The organism is Kiloniella sp. (assembly GCF_048259265.1).
Taxonomy (GTDB): Bacteria; Pseudomonadota; Alphaproteobacteria; order Kiloniellales; family Kiloniellaceae; genus Kiloniella.
The window spans coordinates 53,790-73,259 of record NZ_JBLXHT010000014.1; the positions used below are offsets into that span (position 1 = coordinate 53,790).

General features: G+C 48.5%; 16 protein-coding genes. 9 read left to right on the forward strand and 7 right to left on the reverse strand.

Annotated elements, in window-relative coordinates; genetic code table 11:
- The 7 genes from ACN0QW_RS17810 to ACN0QW_RS17840 form a co-directional block, all read right to left on the reverse strand.
- Positions 1–1,086 (reverse strand): ABC transporter permease, encoded by a 1,086-nt coding sequence (locus tag ACN0QW_RS17810; protein WP_417433389.1) that lies wholly within the window; start codon positions 1,084–1,086, stop codon positions 1–3.
- The gene (locus ACN0QW_RS17815) at positions 1,083–2,675 is read right to left on the reverse strand and encodes an ABC transporter ATP-binding protein (protein WP_417433391.1); all 1,593 of its coding nucleotides are present in this window, start codon (positions 2,673–2,675) and stop codon (positions 1,083–1,085) included. The genes ACN0QW_RS17810 and ACN0QW_RS17815 overlap by 4 nt, the downstream gene beginning before the upstream one ends.
- A 92-nt stretch (positions 2,676–2,767) precedes the next feature.
- Positions 2,768–3,778: a xanthine dehydrogenase accessory protein XdhC gene (xdhC, locus tag ACN0QW_RS17820; protein WP_417433393.1), complete on the reverse strand. Its 1,011-nt coding sequence runs from the start codon at positions 3,776–3,778 to the stop codon at positions 2,768–2,770.
- A complete protein-coding gene (gene xdhB, locus ACN0QW_RS17825; protein ID WP_417433395.1) occupies positions 3,778–6,117 on the reverse strand; it encodes a xanthine dehydrogenase molybdopterin binding subunit in 2,340 nt (779 codons plus the stop codon). Before xdhB ends, xdhC begins: the two co-directional genes overlap by 1 nt.
- 4 nt (positions 6,118–6,121) lie before the next feature.
- Entirely contained in the window at positions 6,122–7,645 is a 1,524-nt protein-coding gene (gene xdhA, locus ACN0QW_RS17830) for a xanthine dehydrogenase small subunit (protein ID WP_417433397.1), read from the reverse strand.
- Between the two features lie 5 nt (positions 7,646–7,650).
- The gene (uraH, locus tag ACN0QW_RS17835; RefSeq protein ID WP_417433399.1) at positions 7,651–8,004 is read right to left on the reverse strand and encodes a hydroxyisourate hydrolase; all 354 of its coding nucleotides are present in this window, start codon (positions 8,002–8,004) and stop codon (positions 7,651–7,653) included.
- A 178-nt stretch (positions 8,005–8,182) separates the two neighbouring features.
- The gene (locus ACN0QW_RS17840; RefSeq protein ID WP_299377628.1) at positions 8,183–9,115 is read right to left on the reverse strand and encodes a LysR family transcriptional regulator; all 933 of its coding nucleotides are present in this window, start codon (positions 9,113–9,115) and stop codon (positions 8,183–8,185) included.
- A 149-nt stretch (positions 9,116–9,264) separates the two neighbouring features.
- Here ACN0QW_RS17840 and ACN0QW_RS17845 point away from each other — a divergent pair, with 149 nt between their 5' ends.
- The 9 genes from ACN0QW_RS17845 (at position 9,265) to ACN0QW_RS17885 (ending at position 19,464) form a co-directional block, all read left to right on the forward strand.
- Complete coding sequence (locus ACN0QW_RS17845) at positions 9,265–10,194, forward strand: LysR family transcriptional regulator (RefSeq protein ID WP_417433402.1); 930 nt, start codon at positions 9,265–9,267, stop codon at positions 10,192–10,194.
- A 107-nt stretch (positions 10,195–10,301) separates the two neighbouring features.
- Entirely contained in the window at positions 10,302–10,649 is a 348-nt protein-coding gene (uraH, locus tag ACN0QW_RS17850; RefSeq protein WP_417433404.1) for a hydroxyisourate hydrolase, read from the forward strand.
- A 246-nt stretch (positions 10,650–10,895) separates the two neighbouring features.
- Positions 10,896–12,239 (forward strand): uracil-xanthine permease family protein, encoded by a 1,344-nt coding sequence (locus ACN0QW_RS17855; protein WP_417433406.1) that lies wholly within the window; start codon positions 10,896–10,898, stop codon positions 12,237–12,239.
- A 22-nt stretch (positions 12,240–12,261) separates the two neighbouring features.
- Entirely contained in the window at positions 12,262–13,614 is a 1,353-nt protein-coding gene (locus ACN0QW_RS17860) for an 8-oxoguanine deaminase (RefSeq protein WP_417433408.1), read from the forward strand.
- Positions 13,615–13,708: 94 nt separating this feature from the next.
- Positions 13,709–14,893 (forward strand): urate hydroxylase PuuD, encoded by a 1,185-nt coding sequence (locus ACN0QW_RS17865; protein ID WP_417433410.1) that lies wholly within the window; start codon positions 13,709–13,711, stop codon positions 14,891–14,893.
- A 60-nt stretch (positions 14,894–14,953) separates the two neighbouring features.
- On the forward strand, positions 14,954–15,469 hold the full coding sequence (gene uraD / locus ACN0QW_RS17870; RefSeq protein ID WP_417433412.1) for a 2-oxo-4-hydroxy-4-carboxy-5-ureidoimidazoline decarboxylase: 516 nt from the start codon (positions 14,954–14,956) through the stop codon (positions 15,467–15,469).
- Positions 15,466–16,407 (forward strand): allantoinase PuuE, encoded by a 942-nt coding sequence (gene puuE / locus ACN0QW_RS17875; protein ID WP_417433414.1) that lies wholly within the window; start codon positions 15,466–15,468, stop codon positions 16,405–16,407. Before uraD ends, puuE begins: the two co-directional genes overlap by 4 nt.
- A 157-nt stretch (positions 16,408–16,564) precedes the next feature.
- Positions 16,565–17,188: an ureidoglycolate lyase gene (locus ACN0QW_RS17880; protein WP_417433416.1), complete on the forward strand. Its 624-nt coding sequence runs from the start codon at positions 16,565–16,567 to the stop codon at positions 17,186–17,188.
- Positions 17,189–17,274: 86 nt separating this feature from the next.
- Positions 17,275–19,464, forward strand: coding sequence for a malate synthase G (locus ACN0QW_RS17885; RefSeq protein WP_417433417.1), 2,190 nt, complete (start codon positions 17,275–17,277; stop codon positions 19,462–19,464).
- The last annotated feature ends 6 nt before the right edge of the window (positions 19,465–19,470 follow it).

Genomic DNA, 19,470 nt, shown 5'->3' on the forward strand with positions numbered 1-19,470 from the left:
TTACTCCGCCGCTACTGATTGTTGTTTTGTTGAACCCAGCATCTTTATCCGATAGAGGATCAACGTATCACAGGCCAAAATGAAAAAGAGCAAGATACCCTGAAAAACCTGTGCTGTTTTATCGGATACACCCAAATCAATCTGCGCGGCTTCTCCACCGATATAGGTAATGGCCAACATGACCCCGGCAAAAAGAACGCCGATGGGATTTAAGCGACCAAGGAAGGCCACGATAATAGCTGTAAAGCCATAACCAGGTGAAATGGTGGGCTGTAACTGTCCGCTTGGCCCCGCTACTTCGCCAATTCCGGCAATTCCAGCTAATCCGCCGGAAAGCAACAGGCAAAACCAGACGACCTTCTTTCTTGAAAAACCTGCAAAACGTCCTGCACGCGGGGAATTTCCGATGACCAGTATTTCAAAGCCTTTAAGTGTTCTGCTCATAAGAACCGTCAGGATCGCAACAACGATCACGGCAAGGATAATCCCGATATGGACACGCCCATCGCCAAGTGTTGGGAGAAGTTGCCAACCTTCAAAAGCAATAGATTGCGGAAAGTTAAAGCCTTTGGGGTCCTTCCACGGACCACGAACAACCCAATCTAAAAAGAGCTGCGCGATATAGACCATCATTAGGGACGTTAAAATTTCGTTGGCGTTAAACCTGTTTTTTAAAAAAGCAGGGATTGCTGCATAGAGCGCGCCACCCAAAGCGCCGAGCGTAATCATGGCGACGAGGGCAAGTGGTGATTGCCATGATGTGAAAACGATCGGGATAATTGACCCCACAACCGCGCCCATGGTCAACTGGCCCTCTGCACCGATATTCCAGACGTTGGCCATGTAGCATACCGATAACCCGGCACCGATGAGGATGAGGGGTGCGGCCTTCACGAAGACTTCTTCAAGCGACCACATAGATGTCAAAGGCTCGATGAAATACACATAGAGTGCTTCGAAGGGATTAAGCCCTTGAACAGCAAAAATGATGGCACCAGTAAGAACCGTCAGAGCAATCGCCAGCAACGGTGACATAAGGGTCATGAATTCCGAGTGTTCGGAACGTTTTTCCAACACGAGTTTCATGCGCTTACCTTCTCATTTGTCCCTGTTGCATCGGGGTTTTTCTTCTCGTGAGCACCAGCCATTAGCAAGCCGATTTTTTCCAGTGTCAGATCGCCAGCCGGGAAAGCTTCTGAAAGCTGTCCGCGAGAGATAACCGCAATTCTGTCGGCTATTTCGAAAATTTCATCCAAATCCTGTGATATCACCAAAACCGCAGATCCAGCCAGAGCAAGATCAATCATGGCCTGCCGGATCAAGGCGGCGGCCCCGGCATCTACCCCCCATGTGGGCTGGTTGATAACAAGTACCTTTGGCTTACGATCCAGTTCGCGACCCACAACGAATTTCTGTAGGTTCCCCCCGGATAGTGACCTGGCTTCGGGATCTGGTTTGCCCTTGCGGACATCATAGTCCCGGGTGATCCGTTCGTTGATTGCAATGGCACTTTCACGGTTGATAAAGCCAGACTTTGACAGGCCGGCATCATCAGAATGACGGGTCAGGACGATATTTTCTGATAGGGAAAGTCCGGGAACAGCACCGTGCCCCAGTCGTTCTTCCGGCACAAATCCAGCTCCGTTGCGTCGGCGTTGGGTTATATTGTCCAAGCCACTGTCTCGTCCATCAATCTGTATTGTTCCGGCTCTACCTGAGATGCGTTCCCCAGAAATAGCATCAAAGAGCTCGGATTGACCGTTTCCGGCAACCCCGGCGATGGCCACGACTTCGCCTGCTTTGACATCCAGATCGATATCAACAAGAGAAACACCAAAGGGGCCATCCGCTGCTTGAGCCAGTTTATCGAGTTTTAGCAGGGTCTCGCCAGGTTTATGCTCTCTGTTTGCATTAATGGCATGGACATCGGCTCCGACCATCAGTCTAGCGAGACTGGCTGCGGTTTCTTTCTGCGGATCCACCTGTCCAACAACTTTTCCCATTCGCAAGATTGTTGCATCGTGACAAAGCCGTTTCACCTCATCAAGACGGTGAGAAATGTAGAGAACGGCACAGCCTTCTTTTGCAAGGCGCTCTAGCGTCAGGAATAGCTGATCAGCTTCTTGTGGCGTTAGGACGGCTGTTGGTTCGTCCATGATCAACAGCCGCGGCTCCTGTAACAGGCAGCGAACAATTTCAATACGCTGCCTTTCACCGACGGAAAGGTCAGCAACCAATGCTGTGGGTTCTAGGGGAAGACCGTATTCTTTGGAAACGTCGGAAATTTTTTGGGAAAGGTCTTTGATGTCTGTATCTTTGGGCAGGGCAAGGGCAATGTTTTCAACAACGTTCAAGGCTTCGAACAGGGAGAAGTGTTGAAAAACCATACCAATACCCAAGTTACGGGCCGCAGCAGGATTGGCGATGGACACTTCTTGCCCCAGCCAATGCAACGAGCCTGCGGTGGGCTGTAAGGATCCGTAGATAATTTTGACAAGCGTTGATTTGCCCGCGCCGTTCTCGCCGAGCAGCGCGTGAATTTCACCCGGGGCTAGCTTCAGCGTGACATCGTCATTTGCTGCCAGATCCCCGAACATCTTGGTGATTCCGCGTGCTTCCAACAGATATTCTGTTGTTGCAGCTGTGCCGCCTTTTGTGGATACATGATCCCCCAATTGCTGGCCCTCCCAGTAAGCCTATGTTCCCAGTTCAGTAAGTTTTTAACTCTCCGGTTTTTAACTTACTAGGTTTTATTCATTTTTTTGTCTTATTGGACAAACTTTAGGGCTTTTTTATCCCTTACCAAGTCGATCCGATCATTAGAATCCAAGACTGTACCCTGTTGGGCTATCTTTTCATCCCTGATGAGTAATTCTGCTGTAACTGATGCGGCGATTGCCGCGGGGTGTTTTGATTTTATACCGTCAATACCAATCGGACAGACGAGCTTGTTGATGTTCTGTTTTACCATGCCGAATGATTTCAGACGGCTTTTAAAGCGTGCTTTTTTGGTATCTGATCCTATAACACCGACATAGGCAAAACGTTCGGCGGATAAGGCTGCATTGACCAAATCCAGATCAAGCGCATGGCTGTGGGTCATGATCACAATAAAAGCGCCGTCTGGTGCTGTAGTTAAGGTTTCCACAGGTGTTGGTGTGTATATCTTTTCTACATTTCCGGGGGTAATTGATGGCAGGGCGTTGTGTCGTGAATCAATCCAGACAAGATCAAATGGCAGTGCAGCCATATTAAGCATCAAGGCCCGTCCGATGTGTCCCGCACCATAGAGATAAACCTGACGCTTCTTTTCGCCAAAACTTTCGAGAATATCTCCGTTACGATCAAAGCTCAGTTTCTGTTGTGATTCCTCAGTTATCTTTCGGACAACACGATCTGCGTTAAAACAGCCCCGTGTAGAAAAGGGTCCTGTTTCTTCCATAACCGCTAATTCTTTTACGTCACTCAGTTGTTCTTTCGTAAAAACTTCGATGAGCAACTTTACTGCTCCGCCACAACACTGCCCCAATTCTGGGCCAAGGGCATGTTGGCTGAAGTTTAGTAATGCTTTTTTGTTGCGCATGAGCTTTTGCGCGTCAGCCTGTGCGCGCCATTCAAGCGTGCCGCCGCCGATTGTGCCATGAAAGCCGCCATCTGGTCGAATAACCATGCGTGTTCCGGCTTCTCGCGGAGCAGAACCCAAGACCTCTGTCATGGTGACCATAGCGCAACAACCCACGTCTTCCAGATGTTTTGCGATGAGCGACCAGACTTTCATTATTCTTCTCCAGCCCTTTTGTCTCGTTTCTTCATATCTTGAACAGAACGAAGAATATTTTCTGGTGTGGCTGGCGTGTTTATTTGCGGCACCTGACCGGGAGAGAGTGAAGCGATGGCATTGGTTACGGCCGAGAAAACAGCCGTCGCCAACATGACAGGGGGTTCGCCAACGGCCTTTGATCTATAGATTGTATCTTCTCTGTTTCCTGTTGAATTCCATAAGTTTACACGGAAATCTTCAGGTATATCCGACGCTGTTGGGATTTTATAGGTCGATGGCGCGTGTGTTCGAAGACGTCCCTGATCGTCATAGACAAGCTCTTCAGTGGTCAGCCAGCCCATGCCCTGAACAAAACCGCCTTCGATCTGTCCTATGTCAATGGCCGGGTTCAGTGATTTTCCAACATCATGCAGAATATCGATCCGATCCACTTTCATCTCGCCAGTCAGCGTATCAATGGTAACCTCTGCGCAACAGGCACCATAGGCAAAGTAGAGGAACGGGCGGCCGTCTTTGGTATCTCTGTCCCACGTAATATGCGGTGTTGCATAGTATCCCGTTGACGATAGGGATACCCGTTCCAGAAAAGCCTGTTGTGTTAATTCCGCAAAGGCAATTTCTTGGTCACCAATTTTTACCTTGTTATGGGCAAAGCTGATGGCTGTTTTGTCAACTTGATAAAGCTTGCTCGCGAGTTCAATCAATCGCTCTTTGATGGTTTGGGCAGCTTGTTTCGCCGCCATACCGTTCATATCAGAGCCAGATGAAGCGGCTGTGGGGGCGGTATTGGGTACTTTATCCGTTTTGGTTGCCGTTATTCGGACGTGGTCCAGATCAATGCCAAATTCTTCGGCGACCACCTGGGCAACCTTGGTATAGAGACCTTGCCCCATTTCGGTGCCGCCGTGGTTCACCTGTACAGACCCATCGGTATAGACATGGACAAGGGCACCAGCTTGATTGAGGTGCTTAAGGGTAAAGGATATGCCGAATTTTACCGGATTAAGCGCGAGGCCTTTTTTGAGGAAAGGGCTTTTTTCGTTAAAGGCGGCTATTTCTTTGCGACGGTTGCGATAATCACTGGTGCTTTCCAGCTCCGACACAAGTTCATCAAGGATGTTATCCTGAACCTGCATGCCGAATGGTGTGATATTGCGATCTTCATCGCCATAGAAGTTGATCTTTCGCACGTCAAGCGGATCCATACCCAGCTTAATGGCAATGGTGTCCATCATACGTTCTGAAAAGACCATTCCCTGTGGACCACCAAAGCCACGAAACGCGGTATTGGAAACAGTATTCGTCATCACACGGCGGGACAGGATACGTGCTTGCGGATAGTAGTAGGAATTATCCGCATGAAACATGGTGCGATCATTCACGCCTAGGGACAGATCAGCAGAACAGCCACAGCGTGAATTGAATTCGACGTTTACGGCGGTTAGCTTTCCATGATCATCATATCCTGCTTGCCAGTTACAAGCTTGATCGTGACGTTTACCCGTCATGATCATATCGTCATCACGATCCAGACGCATCTTAGCCGGGCGTCCGGTGACATGGGCAACCAAGGCTGATAATGCGGCCCATTGTGCGGCCTGAGATTCCTTGCCCCCAAAAGCACCACCCATGCGGCGACATTCACACACAACAGCGGCATCATGAACGCCAAGCATTTTGGCAACGGTGTGCTGAATTTCGGTCGGATGTTGGGTTGATGAATGAACTAGTATCTCACCATCATCTCCAGGAATGGCCATAGCGATCTGACCTTCCAGATAAAAGTGTTCCTGTCCGCCAATATGGAAACTATCTGTGATTTTATTGGGGGAAGATGCAATCACTTCATCCGGCGAACCGCGTAAAAATTCGTAAGGAGGTAGGACGGATGCGTCTTTTTCAAGACCGTCTTCCACAGTCACCATAGGCGCCGTTTCTTCTATTTCGATCTTGGCCAGTCTTGCCGCTTTTCTTGCCGCTAAATGACTTTTTGCTGCGACGACAAAGATAACTTGCCCGTGAAAGAGGATGTGCCCATCCGCAAGGATCATGTCATCGCCCATTGCCGGGCTACAGTCGTTGACACCGGGAATATCTTTGGCTGTTAAAACCGCCACAACACCGGGGGCCGATTTTACGGCACTTAAATCAAGGCTTTTGATTTTACCGCAAGATGCCTGTGCATAGCCCGGGGCAAGATGAAGTGTGCCCTGTGGTTCACGAATATCGTCGATATAGAGCGCCGTTCCCTTGATGTGGCGTTCAGCACTATCGTGTTTGTTGTCTTTACCAACGGTGGCTGTTGAAACATTTGTATCAGGTGACTTATGTAGCATTTGGTTACACAGCCTCCCTTACATCAATGGCTCTTGCACCAATAACTCTTGTTTGATCGCTTTCATGGCCAATTGTCTCGTTCGAAACTTCATAAAGCGCTTTAATTAACAGACCTTTTGCTGCCTCCATTCGATAATCAGCAGACGCACGCATGTCTGAAAGCGGGGTGAAATCCTGTTCCAAGGTTTGAACTGCGGTTTCCCATGTTTCTGAAGTATTTAAGTCGATGCCTAGTAGGGCTTTCTCAGTATGCTCTGCTCGTTTGGGAGTGCCCGCCATTCCGCCATAAGCAATACGGGCCTGTGTTATTCTGTTATTATCAATGGTTATCTTGAACGCAGCGAGCAGGGCGGATATGTCTTGATCAAAGCGTTTGCTTATTTTGTAACTGCGAAAGATTTCATTCTCGGTAAGCTTTGGCACACGGATCTTGCTGACAAACTCGCCTTCTTCTCGGTCCTGCTTTCCATAGTCGATGAAGAAGTCCTCTAGATCGATCTCTCTGGTATCTGTTCCTTTTTGCAAGGATAGCTTGGCATTCAGGGCAATAAGTAACGGTGGACTGTCACCAATGGGTGATCCGTTTGCGATATTGCCACCAATGGTGCCAGATGCCCGAACCTGTGTTGATCCGATCCTGCGAATAATCTCGGTAACATCCGGATCAATAGTAGCGAGTACTTCCTGTGCATCGGCGTAGGTTACACCAGCACCAATAATAATTTCATTGGTGTCATGGGTAATTTTTTGCAGTTCAACAACGCGTCCAATATGAATGATCTTAGGAAGGTCTCTCAATTGTTTGGTAATCCACAGACCCACATCAGTTGCACCCGCGACGATCACCGCATCGGGATGTTTTTCGTAAATCAAGGCCAACGTTTTCGTGGATGCTGGCGCGGCAAAGAATTTTGCTTCATCCCCGATAAACAGATCTTCTTTGTCATCGAGTTCATTGAGTTTGGTTGTTCTTGCCTGTGCGTCTTTACGAAAGCGATCTTCAGCTTTCCCGGTACAGCTTTCCAAGGCGGCGTCAATGATAGGACGATACCCCGTACAACGACACAGATTTCCCGCGAGTTGATCGTTTATAGTGGTTCTGTCTGCTTTCATTTTCGCGTGGTAAAGCGTGAAGAGCGACATAACGATGCCGGGGGTACAGAAACCACATTGTGACCCGTGGTGGCGCAGCATTGCATCCTGAACAGGGTGGAGTTGTTGCGATCTTTTGGCCTGAGAGCCTTTAACCAGGGGTCCTTTAGAGAGATCATCGACAGTAATGATTTCCTTACCGTCCATCATACCTAGCAATTGAATGCAGCTGTTCACAGCCTGATATTGTAATTTCCCATCTTTCAGAGAACCGATTGCCACAGTACAGGCCCCACAATCGCCTTCACCGCACCCCTCTTTTGTACCGCATGATCCTTCTCTCAGTCGTAAATAATCAAGCAGGGTTTCATTGGGATCGATATTATTAAGTTCGATCAGTTCACCGTCGCGAAGGAATTTAACGTCTTGCCGCATAACTGTTAGCTCCCGCGATAGGTTGAATAGCCGAAAGGCGAAATAAGAAGGGGCACATGGTAATGAGCATCTTTGTCAGCAATTCCAAAACGGATTGGAATGATGTCAAGAAATAGGGGGTCGGGAAGGTTATCGGCTTGTGATTTTAAATAATCACCGGCCATAAATCTCAATTCGTATTGGCCGATTGTGAACTCGGCGTCGTCCAGCAATGGGCTATTGACCCGCCCATCATCGTTCGTTTGAACACGTTTCACAAAGTTACAGCTCGCACCTTCATGCTTCCAAAGTTCAATGGTCAAATTTTTTGCTGGAATACCACGGGCGGTATCCAATACATGTGTAGTCAGTCGCCCCATGCGACTTTACTCCCCTGAAAAATCACTGTTGTGAATTTACCGTCTTGTCTTGCACCGCTGGTTTCCAGCGTTTTTAACGAATACAAGCAAACGATTTTTATTATTTGAATAAGAGTATGACAGTGTTTGTGTGATCTAAAAAGAATAATGTTTAGATATCAGGGAGCTAAAAAAGGCATCAGATGATCGGGTGCTTTTTCAGATAATCGACGGCAAATTTTTCAAACATCTGGGTCGCTGGCGAAGGGGTTCTGCTTGATTGCCTGATGAGCATCAAGCGATCCATCGGCAGGTCGCGATCTGTCAGGGGCAAAAAGGTCAGAGCTCCTGATTTCAAGTGATGCTCGATGCCTATGCGCGTTTGAAAGGCGATACAGCGACCTTCCTGCGCCATTGCCGCCATAACTCGTAGTGAATTTGCTTCCAGAATTGGTTTATTTATTTCTCCCTTCATGTCGGTGCTATCTTCCATTGCCCTATCAAGGGCGTGGCGAAGGCTAAGACCTTGTGCTGGGAAGGCGTATGGGTGTTTAAAGCAATCTGCGAGACAAACCGTTTCTTGTTGGGTTAGCGGATGGTTCGGTGCCGCAATTGCGCCGACTTCAATGCTTTTTTCAAATCCAATTTCCAAACCATCCAGGGTGGACGGATTATAAGTAAAGCCGAGATCAGCATCACGCGAATGAACCATTTCCGTTACTTTGTCCGCGACGGTAACGGTCAGAAAAGTTTCAATAGAGGGATAATGTTCTGAAAATTTTGCAAGTATCTTGGGCAGTAAATTCACGGAAACTGATTCCGCCGTTGCTATCCTCACGCGCCCGCGCTGCAGGCCGCGAAGTTCATCTATAACGCCCAAAGCATCTTCATAGTCTCTCAGTGAAACCTTGGTTTGCTTAAGAAGAACATTTCCGGCTTCTGTTAGAACCATTGCCCGTCCTGTCCGTTCAAAAAGGGGCATTCCAAGCGCTTCTTCCAGCATCAGAATTTGTCTGTTTACTGCTGATGAGGCGATGTTCAGTTCCCGTGCAGCAGCTCTGATCGACCCCGCTTCAGCAGTGGCTGCAAAATAACGAAAAGCAGTAGAGACAAAAGCATTATCAATGCGCATTAAACGGTCCGATAGTTTTATTAATAGTATTCATTTATAGGTGGTTTTTGTTGTGATGGTTTTGTCTTAGGCTATAAGAAAAGAAAATATTTTCAAAGGGATTGTCTTTAATCGATCTGAGATCTCTTGCTTTACAAAGGTAATGATCATTGAAAATTGAGCGTGCACATACATTGTATTCCCCAGCTTTGCGGTACTTTGTTGCTGTGGCAGAGCATGGCTCAATTCGTGAAGCTGCTCGACAGCTCAACATTGCTTCGTCGGCTGTAAATAGGCAGATCTTGAGCCTTGAAGATGAGTTCGGCGTTCAGGTTTTTGAACGTGTCGGTCGTGGCTTGCGTATTTCCGAAGCCGGGGAATTATTACTTCAACATGCTCGAACTGTTTTGTCAGACTTTGAGGCTGTGAATGAGCAACTGGATGATTTAAGGGGGATTAAGCAAGGTATTGTTCGTATTGCATCCGTTGAATCTGTTGCTGATGCCGTTTTACCGGATTTGACGCAGAGCTTCCACGAAAACTATCCGGGCATTACCCTGGAAGTCACGATAACCAGTTCTGAAAAAGTCAGTCGCATGATTTCTTCGGCTGAAGCCCATATAGGCTTTACTTTCAATCCGCCTGATCAAGATAGTTTGCGTGAAATGGTGAGTTGGGAGCTCAAGGTTGGTGCAGTTGTTGCGCCTGAACACCCGCTCGCCAAAAAAGACAAGTGCGCTTTTGAAGATTGTTTAAGGTATCCCTTAGCATTACCAGCGGGGAACCTTTCGCTAGCCCGAATTATCGACGTACCGCTGAGCAAGTTAAAATCAAAGCCGAAGTCCTTTATCAAAGCCAATTCCCTCAGGTTTATGCGGTCCATGGCACGAAATGCAGAATACGTCAGTTTTCAAACCGTTCTGGGGATTGAGGCGGAAAGAAAAGCGGGCTTACTGGCGCATGTTGAGCTAATTGATAAAGATATTCCTTGTGATCGGCTTGTGGTTTTAACCAACGCAACGCGCCAGCTATCCCTTGCGCCCTCTATCTTTGCTGAGCATGCCGAGACCGCATTGAGAGATTATATTTCACTTAATTGATCACTTATTAGCATCAATACGATCTAAAAAGACTTCTTTTGCGTTCATGTGGACTGCGACATACTGCCTCACATAATAATGAAAAAGCACTTCAGGGTGAGGTAACTATGGGATTCTTAACTACACATGTGCTGGATACAGCATCAGGTGTCGCAGCTTCGGGGGTTCGTATAGAGCTATACCGATGTGGCGAAACTATTCCATTGCGGGATGTAACAACAAACGAAGATGGGCGTGTTGATGGCCCCATTCTCGAAAAGGTAGACTTTTCCAAAGGTAGTTACGAACTCCACTTTCATGCTGGCGATTATCTGAAAAGTAAAGGTCACGACCTACCTGACCCGGCTTTTCTTGATGTGATTGTCATTCGTTTTGGTATTGCCGAAACAGACCAGCATTATCACGTACCCCTGTTGCTATCACCTTATGGTTATTCAACCTATCGGGGGAGTTAGCTTTACCAACTCGATCCGATAGTTACCGGGGTTTGCTTTTATTGCTCATCATGTCAAAGCACACCCCTCACAAAGCCGGAATAAAATAGTTGTTTAACTTAGTTTTTGCGCAAGGCGTGAAGAGAGAAGTGTAGATAACCTACACGAGCGATGAAGCAACCCATGAGATATTGGGGAAACAAGAGTTAAGTTAAACAACTATAACAATAATAACCGGCTGGTTTATTTAACAGGGGGAAACCTGAAATGACTGAAGCAACCCACTCAAAAGATAGTGCGGAAACGGCGAATGCCGAGAATTTTAAAGATCCGAATTACTGTCCACCACTTAAAGAAGCTGTACCACTTGGCTTGCAACACGTTTTGGCAATGTTTGCGGGTAACGTCACGGTGCCAATTATTATTGCGGGTGTTGCCGGGTTATCTGGTGGGGATAAAGTATTTCTCATTCAGACGGCGATGTTTGTTGCGGGCATCGCAACGCTTATGCAGACCATCGGTATCGGGCCGATTGGGGCGCGGCTTCCGATTGTACAGGGAACAAGCTTTGCCTTTATTCCCATTATGATCCCCATTGTGAAGACAGCGGGTCTTGGTGCTCTTTTTGCGTCGGCTGCTATTGGTGGTGTTTTCCACTTTATTCTCGGGACTTTTATTGGCCGTATTCGCGGTATTCTACCCCCTTTGGTAACGGGCATCGTCGTGCTTTCTATTGGCCTGGCTCTTATTCCTGTAGGCATTAAATACGCCGCGGGTGGGGCTGGTAAAGTGCCTGACTTTGGGGCTTTACATCATATCTTCCTTGCGACGCTGGTCATTGTTGTGACCCTCGGCGTGAAGTTCATGACCAAAGGTTTCCTTTCAGCTTCGGCCGTTCTTATTGGTTTGATTGTCGGATATATCGTCGCTATCCCGATGGGAATGATTGACTTTGGTCGTGTTGCGTCCGCGGGCTGGTTTGCTGTTCCGTCATTGTTGCAGTACGGATTTGAAATCAATACAGCGGCCGTTCTGGGAATGCTTTTGGTCTCTGTGGTCAGTGCAATTGAAACTGTTGGTGATATCTCGGGTATTACAACGGGGGGTGCTGGTCGGGAAGCAACAGATAAAGAGCTTGCTGGTGGAACAATGGCGGATGGTCTGGGAACTGCTGTTGGAGCGCTTTTCGGGGCGATGCCAAATACATCTTATAGCCAAAACGTCGGGCTGGTTGCTTTAACGGGTGTGATGAGCCGACATGTGGTAACATGTGGTGCAGTCTTTCTGATTGTTGCTGGTCTGTTTCCAAAGATTGGTGCAGTGATTTCGGTGATGCCAAATGCTGTTCTGGGCGGGGCATCGATTATCATGTTTGGCATGATTGCGGGCGCAGGGCTCAAGCTGTTGTCCATGACGGCTTTAACTCGTCGTGACATGGTGATTATTGCGGTTTCTTTGGGAATAGGTCTGGGCCTTAAATCTGTGCCCGAAGCTGTAGCCACAATGCCTGAAACAGCTAAAATCTTGCTAACATCGGGTTTGGTGCCTGCTGCATTCCTGGCAATTTTCCTCAATCTGATTTTGCCTAAAGATGCTTCTGAGGAAGTGTAAACGACTTAACGAATAGAACGATATGAAAACTCTTTTGATTAAAAACGCGCGGGTTCTTGTCACAATGGACGAGAACAAAAGAGAACTCAAAGATGGGTCTCTCTTTGCTGTGGATGGTGTTATTAAAGCTGTGGGGCCTGCTAATGAACTTCCCCGCGAAGCTGACACCACGCTTGATCTCAGGGATCATATCGTTCTGCCGGGCTTGGTGAATACGCACCATCATCTTTACCAATCCCTGACCAGAACCTTTGCACAGGATGAGCCGCTTTTCCCTTGGTTACAGTCGCTTTATCCCGTGTGGTCGCACTTGACGCCGGACGCTATCAAAGTCTCGGCACAGGTCGGCATTGCCGAACTTTTGTTATCCGGTTGTACAACCACCAGTGATCATCTCTATCTTTTCCCGAATGGTAGCCGTCTGGATGATTCTATCGAAGGGGCAATGGAAATGGGTATCCGTTTTCATGCCACGCGCGGATCAATGTCGGTGGGGGAAAGTGATGGCGGTTTGCCGCCTGACAGCCTTGTGGAAAATGAGGCCGCAATTTTAAAAGACAGTCAGCGTCTTATTGAAACCTACCACGATGCATCCGAAGGATCGCGTCTTCGCATTGCCTTGGCACCTTGTTCGCCTTTTTCTGTCTCTCAGGATTTGATGCGGGAATCAGCCGTACTTGCCCGTTCTATGGGGGTGGGGCTTCACACGCATCTGGCGGAAAATGTCGAAGATATTGCGTTCAGTAAGGAAAAGTTTGGTCTGACGCCCGGTGAATATGCGCAGGAATTGGGGTGGATTGGCGATGATGTCTGGCATGCGCATTGTGTGCAGTTGAACCCGGACGAGATTTCTCTTTTCGCCCAAAGCGGGACAGGTGTTGCCCATTGCCCTTGTTCAAACATGCGGTTGGGATCTGGCATTGCCCCGGTTCGGGAAATGTATGATGCCGGGGTGAAAGTCGGTCTTGGCGTTGATGGATCAGCGTCAAACGACAGCGGACATTTGTTGGGAGAAGCAAGACAGGCGATGCTGTTACAACGTGTTAAACACGGTGCGCGCGGTATGAAAATCCGCGAAGCGATCGAAGTCGCAACTGTTGGCGGTGCGCGTGTTCTTAACCGGAATGACGTTGGTATTCTGGCACCGGGGTATCAGGCCGATTTTGCCGCTTTCAAACTGGACCCGCTTTATCATTCTGGTGCTGAATTGGACCCTGTCGCAGGCTTGATGCTCTGCACGCCAGCGAACGCAAATTACACGGCTGTTGGTGGTGAGTTACTGGTCAAGGAGGGGAAAATTACCCGACTAGATATGCAGCCTCTTTTACAAAAACACAGAAACATTGCCGTGGATCTGGCGAACAAAGCGCATTAGAACGCCCTAAAAAAAGCGTAATAGATCTCGGCAACAACGAATGACAATAACGCGCTATAGCGCGTGAAAATACGATCAGGAAGGATGAACAATCATGGAATCATTTGCAGCAGATTGGCTGAACCTGCTTTTTCGCTGGGCTCACTTGATCGCAGGTGTTGGCTGGATCGGAACATCCTTTTACTTTATCGGTCTGGATCTGTCTCTTCGTAAACGCGAAGGCTTGGACAAGGATGTTTATGGATCTGTGTGGCAGGTGCATGGCGGCGGTTTTTACAACGTCGAAAAATACCTCGTTGCGCCCAAAAAACTGCCGGATGATCTGGTCTGGTTTAAATGGGAAGCTTACCTGACATGGGTGACTGGCTTTGCGCTTTTGGTTGTTCAGTACTACTATAATGCGTCTGCCTATCTGATTGATCCGAATGTCATGGCGCTGGAACCCTGGCAGGCGATTTCAATCTCTGTTGCCAGCCTGATTGGGGGGTGGTTGATCTATGATGGCATCTGCCGTTCTCCCCTAGGGAAAAATACAGGCGTTCTGGCTGTTTGCCTCTTTATCCTGATTATGGCGGCGAGTATCCTCTTTAGTTATGTTTTCTCTGGTCGTGGCGCGTTAATTCATGTTGGTGCCTTTGTCGGTACGATTATGGCGGTGAATGTATTTGGGATTATTATTCCAAACCAAAAGAAAGTTGCCGCCGCCCTGATGCGTGGGGAAGAACCCGAAGCCCGGTTTGGCATCATGGGCAAGCAGCGGTCAGTTCATAACAACTATCTGACCTTGCCAGTTCTTTTGATGATGGTCAGCAATCACTATCCGATGCTGACGGGCCATCCACACAGTTGGTTACTGGTGGCCCTGATCCTGATTATCGGTGGGGCTGTCCGTCATTTACTGAACCGTCACGAGGCCGGGGATACTTTTAAACAGTTCGCATGGACTTTGCCCGTTGCAGGTGTCGGGGTGATCGTTGCCATGATTATGACCGCACCTGTGGAACGTGATTATGGAAGTAACACGGTTACTGATAGCATTGCGCTTGGGGTAATGGAAAAACACTGTACCAGTTGTCATGCGGCTCAACCAACTAGTGACATGGTTGACGAAGCTCCCCAAGGTATTGAGCTTGAGACAGTTGCGGATATGAAACGCTATCTCGACCGGATCAAGGCACAGGCTGTGGACAGCGATGCTATGCCGTTGGGGAATGAGACCGGCATGACAGAGGCCGAGCGTACCACGCTGGGTGCCTGGATCGCCCAAAATAAAGAGTAAAAAGATAAAGACCCAGAATAAAGAGTGAATGCTGATAACCCTTATGTACGAGAACATTAAATGACAGATAGCTATTCACTGGAAACCGTAAATGCCATGTCATCCAAAGATTTCGCTGAAACCTTTGGTGATATCGCCGAGCATTCTCCCTGGGTTGCGGAGGGGGCGGAAAGCCATCGCCCTTTCCAAAACCGGGAAGAAATGATCACCTGCTTTGCGGACGTCATGCAATCAGCTAATGAAAAAACGCAACTGGCGTTAATTCGGGCACATCCCGATCTGGCTGGAAAAGCAGCTTTGTCTGGTAACTTGACGGCGGATTCCAAAAACGAACAGGCGGGTGTCGGGCTGGATCAGTTGAGCGAAGATGAATTCAAACGCTTTACTGATCTGAACAAACGCTATCTTGATCGTTTTGGCTTTCCCTTCATCTTTGCGGTGAAGGGGGCAACCAAATTTATGATACTCGATGCCTTTGTTGAGCGTCTGGAAAATGATCAGACCAAAGAGTTTGAAACTGCCCTGCAACAGATTGCGCGTATTATACGTTTTCGGCTTGAGGACAAAGTAGGATGAGCAGTTCTGATTATTCCCCTAATGATTTAAAGATCTATCCGCGCGATCTTGTGGGCTATGGCGATGACAGACCAACCGTTACGTGGCCGGGAAAAGCCCGCGTGGCTGTACAATTTGTCCTCAATTACGAAGAGGGCGGTGAAAACTGTGTCCTGCACGGTGATCCTGCGTCGGAAACCTTTTTATCTGAGATTATCGGGGCGGCAGCCTTTGAAGGCGCCCGCCACATGTCCATGGAATCAATCTATGAATATGGATCACGCGCGGGTGTCTGGCGTATTCTGAAACTGTTCAGAGAACGCAATATCCCAATCACCCTTTTTGCCGTAGCCATGGCCATGGAACGTCACCCCGCGGTGATTGAAGCCGCCATGAAAGATGGTCATGAAATCTGTAGTCATGGCTATCGCTGGATCAACTATCACGGTATGTCGCGCGAAGAAGAACGTGAACATATGCAAAAGGCGATAGAAATCCAAAAGCGTATAACGGGCGAGCGTCCGTTGGGATGGTATACGGGACGAACATCGGAAAACACCCGTGCACTGGTCGCGGAAGAGGGCGGTTTTATCTACGATGCAGATGATTATTCTGATGATCTGCCGTTTTGGTCGCGTGTAATGGATAAGCCGCATCTGGTGGTGCCCTATACTCTGGATACCAACGACATGCGTTTTGCTTCGGCACAGGGCTTCAATACCGGGGATCACTTCTTCGCTTACCTGAAGGATGCATTTGATACGCTCTACGAAGAGGGCGCGGAAGAACCCAAGATGATGTCGATCGGATTGCATTGTCGCTTGATCGGACGTCCGGGGCGCTTTGCCGGTCTGAAGAAGTTTGTCGATTACATTCAATCACACGATCATGTCTGGTGCGCGCGCCGTATTGATATCGCCAACCACTGGATTAAAAATCATCCCGCTACGGGATCTTGATATTATTAACAAGCAAAGGTTCTCTAACGGTTTAAATTTATTTTTGCTCAAGGCGTGAAGAGAGAAGTGTAATAGAGCCTACTCGAACGATGAAACAACCCATGAAATACTGGGGAGAAAAAGTGAAGATAAATGGCTTTCGTTAGGATAAATATAGATGAGCCATTTTGAACTGGGAAAATACGCCACCAAATATGTTAACCTTGCCTCGCCAAAGAATGAGTATAAGTCAATGACATCAAAGCCATCTGAAATCTCTCTAAGTGAAACCTCCCTTATCCATTTGAGGCCAGAACCCCTGACGCAAGAGGTCTTTGCCCCCTTTGGTCAGGTTATCGAAGCGGACCACGACAAAAGCTATCTGATTAATGAAGGAACGACCCGTCGGTTTCATGATTTGGCTCAGGCAGATGTGAGGGATGGCGAGGGCGAAGCCATCCTCTCTATCTTTCGGGGAACGCCTAGGTCCTTGCCGATTGCTATTTCCATGATGGAACGACATCCGTTGGGATCGCAAGCCTTTGTGCCGATGCAGCCCGCATCGTGGCTGGTTGTGGTTTGTGAAGACGAAATCCCGACACCTGCGGGCTGTCGTGCCTTTATGGCATCGGGAAGTCAGGGAGTACAGTATGCGAAAAATATTTGGCATCATCCCTTACTGGTTCTGGAACCGACACAGGATTTCCTGATTGTGGACAGAAAAGGTCCCGCAGGGGAAGGAACAGCTAACTTGGAAGAATATTGGTTCGACGGCACAGGTGTTATTCTGAAAATTCCTTAATACGCGCTTGGTAAAGTTGCCTTATACTGGGCCGAATATAATAATTTTTACTATTCAGATTAATCATAAGACTGGAACAGATAACAATGACTGATCGCATTAAGGTCGGCGCGCTACAAATAGATAAAACGCTGCATAATTTTATGAATAACGAAGCCCTACCCGGAACAGGTATTGCCTCGGATGTTTTCTGGGCTGGTATGAATGATCTTCTGCTGGATCTTATGCCGGAAAATGCAAAGTTGCTCGCGCGACGGGCAGAACTGCAAGGCCAACTGAATGACTGGCATCGAACCCACCCCGGCCCCATTACAGATCATGCGGCGTATAAATCATTTCTGGAACAAATCGGTTATCTGGTTCCCGAAGGCGCTGATTTCACCATCGAAACAGCAAATGTGGACGAAGAAATAACCTCTGTCGCCGGACCACAGCTTGTGGTGCCTGTGATGAATGCGCGTTATGCGCTGAATGCCGCAAATGCGCGCTGGGGAAGCCTTTACGATGCGCTCTATGGCACCGATGCAATCCCTGAAACGGATGGCGCAGAAAAACAGGCTGGATTTAACCCCGTTCGCGGGCAAAAGGTCATTGACTGGGCCAAGAATTTTCTGGATCAGGCTGCGCCACTGAACGGTGGTTCTCATAAAGATGTTGTGTGTTACAAAATCGACGACGGCAAGCTGGTTGCGACACTGGAAAACGGTCAGCGTGCAACCCTTTCAGAGGAAGCTGAATACAGAGGTTATCGCGGTGATCTCAATACCGCCTTTGGTCTTTTGATCCGTCACAATGGATTACATCTCGAAATCTCTGTTGATCGTAAGCATCCCATTGGCAAGACCGATCCGGCTGGTGTTGCCGATGTTATTGTCGAGGCTGCGCTCTCAACCATTATGGATTGTGAAGATTCCGTCGCAGCGGTTGATGCCGAGGAAAAGGTTGCTGTCTATCGTAACTGGCTTGGCCTGATGCGTGGCGACCTGTCCACGGATCTGCAAAAGGGCGGCAAAACCATCACCCGTCGATTGAAAGATGATCGAACGTATCAGACAAATTCAGGTGAAAAGCTCATTTTGCAAGGGCGGAGCCTGATGTTGGTCCGCAATGTCGGCCACCTTATGACCAATCCGGCCATTCTGGTTGGGGATGACGTCCGTGAAGTTCCCGAAGGTTTGATGGATGCCATGATCACGGCGGTTATTGCCAAACACGATCTGCTGAAGTCTTCTGGTTCTAATGGCGCTTCATTACGCAACAGCCGGACAGGCTCTGTCTATATCGTAAAACCCAAAATGCACGGGCCTGACGAAGTAGCTTTTGCCGACAAGATTTTCACGAAGGTTGAAGATCTATTAGGGCTGAAACGTCATACCCTCAAAATCGGCATTATGGATGAAGAGCGCCGGACCACGCTGAATTTAAAAGAAGCAATCCGTGCCGCCAAACATCGGGTGTTCTTTATCAACACGGGATTCCTTGATCGCACAGGCGATGAAATCCACACGGCCATGGAAGCTGGTCCCATGATCCGCAAAGGCGATATGAAAAACGCCGCATGGATCAAGGCCTATGAAGACTGGAATGTAGATATCGGCCTTGCCTGTGGTCTCAGTGGCCGCGCACAGATCGGCAAAGGTATGTGGGCCATGCCGGATCTGATGGCCAATATGCTGGATCAAAAGTCCGGACACCCGCAAGCGGGCGCGAATACGGCTTGGGTTCCATCCCCCACAGCGGCAACCCTGCACGCCACCCATTATCACGATATCAACGTCTTTGACCGTCAAAAGGAACTGGCGCAAAGAGAGCGTGCTTCGCTTAACGATTTGATCTCAGTCCCTGTTGCCAAAGACACCAACTGGTCACCTGATGAGGTACAACACGAACTGGATAATAACGCCCAAGGCATTCTGGGCTATGTTGTCCGCTGGGTCGATCATGGCGTCGGCTGTTCCAAAGTCCCCGACATCAACAACGTCGGCCTGATGGAAGACCGCGCAACCTTGCGCATTTCCTCCCAACACATCGCCAACTGGCTCTACCACGGCATCTGCACCGAAACCCAGGTCATGGAAACCATGAAACGCATGGCAGGCGTCGTGGACGCGCAAAATGCAGATGACCCGGCCTACAAGCCAATGGCCGATGATTTCTCAAGCTCCATAGCCTTTCAAGCCGCCTGCGATCTCGTTATGAAAGGCGCTGTGCAGCCGTCCGGATATACCGAACCAATATTGCATGTGAAGAGGTTGGAGTTGAAAGCAAAGGCTTGATTAAGT

Bases quoted from the DNA above. Each gene is read 5' to 3' on its own strand.
- ACN0QW_RS17810 (WP_417433389.1), bottom strand. From the start codon at position 1,086: ATGAAACTCGTGTTGGAAAAACGTTCCGAACACTCGGAATTCATGACC.
- xdhC (WP_417433393.1), bottom strand. From the start codon at position 3,778: ATGAAAGTCTGGTCGCTCATCGCAAAACATCTGGAAGACGTGGGTTGT.
- xdhB (WP_417433395.1), bottom strand. From the start codon at position 6,117: ATGCTACATAAGTCACCTGATACAAATGTTTCAACAGCCACCGTTGGT.
- xdhA (WP_417433397.1), bottom strand. From the start codon at position 7,645: ATGCGGCAAGACGTTAAATTCCTTCGCGACGGTGAACTGATCGAACTT.
- uraH (WP_417433399.1), bottom strand. From the start codon at position 8,004: ATGGGGCGACTGACTACACATGTATTGGATACCGCCCGTGGTATTCCA.
- ACN0QW_RS17840 (WP_299377628.1), bottom strand. From the start codon at position 9,115: ATGCGCATTGATAATGCTTTTGTCTCTACTGCTTTTCGTTATTTTGCA.
- uraH (WP_417433404.1), top strand. From the start codon at position 10,302: ATGGGATTCTTAACTACACATGTGCTGGATACAGCATCAGGTGTCGCA.
- ACN0QW_RS17855 (WP_417433406.1), top strand. From the start codon at position 10,896: ATGACTGAAGCAACCCACTCAAAAGATAGTGCGGAAACGGCGAATGCC.
- ACN0QW_RS17860 (WP_417433408.1), top strand. From the start codon at position 12,262: ATGAAAACTCTTTTGATTAAAAACGCGCGGGTTCTTGTCACAATGGAC.
- ACN0QW_RS17865 (WP_417433410.1), top strand. From the start codon at position 13,709: ATGGAATCATTTGCAGCAGATTGGCTGAACCTGCTTTTTCGCTGGGCT.
- uraD (WP_417433412.1), top strand. From the start codon at position 14,954: ATGACAGATAGCTATTCACTGGAAACCGTAAATGCCATGTCATCCAAA.
- puuE (WP_417433414.1), top strand. From the start codon at position 15,466: ATGAGCAGTTCTGATTATTCCCCTAATGATTTAAAGATCTATCCGCGC.
- ACN0QW_RS17880 (WP_417433416.1), top strand. From the start codon at position 16,565: ATGAGCCATTTTGAACTGGGAAAATACGCCACCAAATATGTTAACCTT.
- ACN0QW_RS17885 (WP_417433417.1), top strand. From the start codon at position 17,275: ATGACTGATCGCATTAAGGTCGGCGCGCTACAAATAGATAAAACGCTG.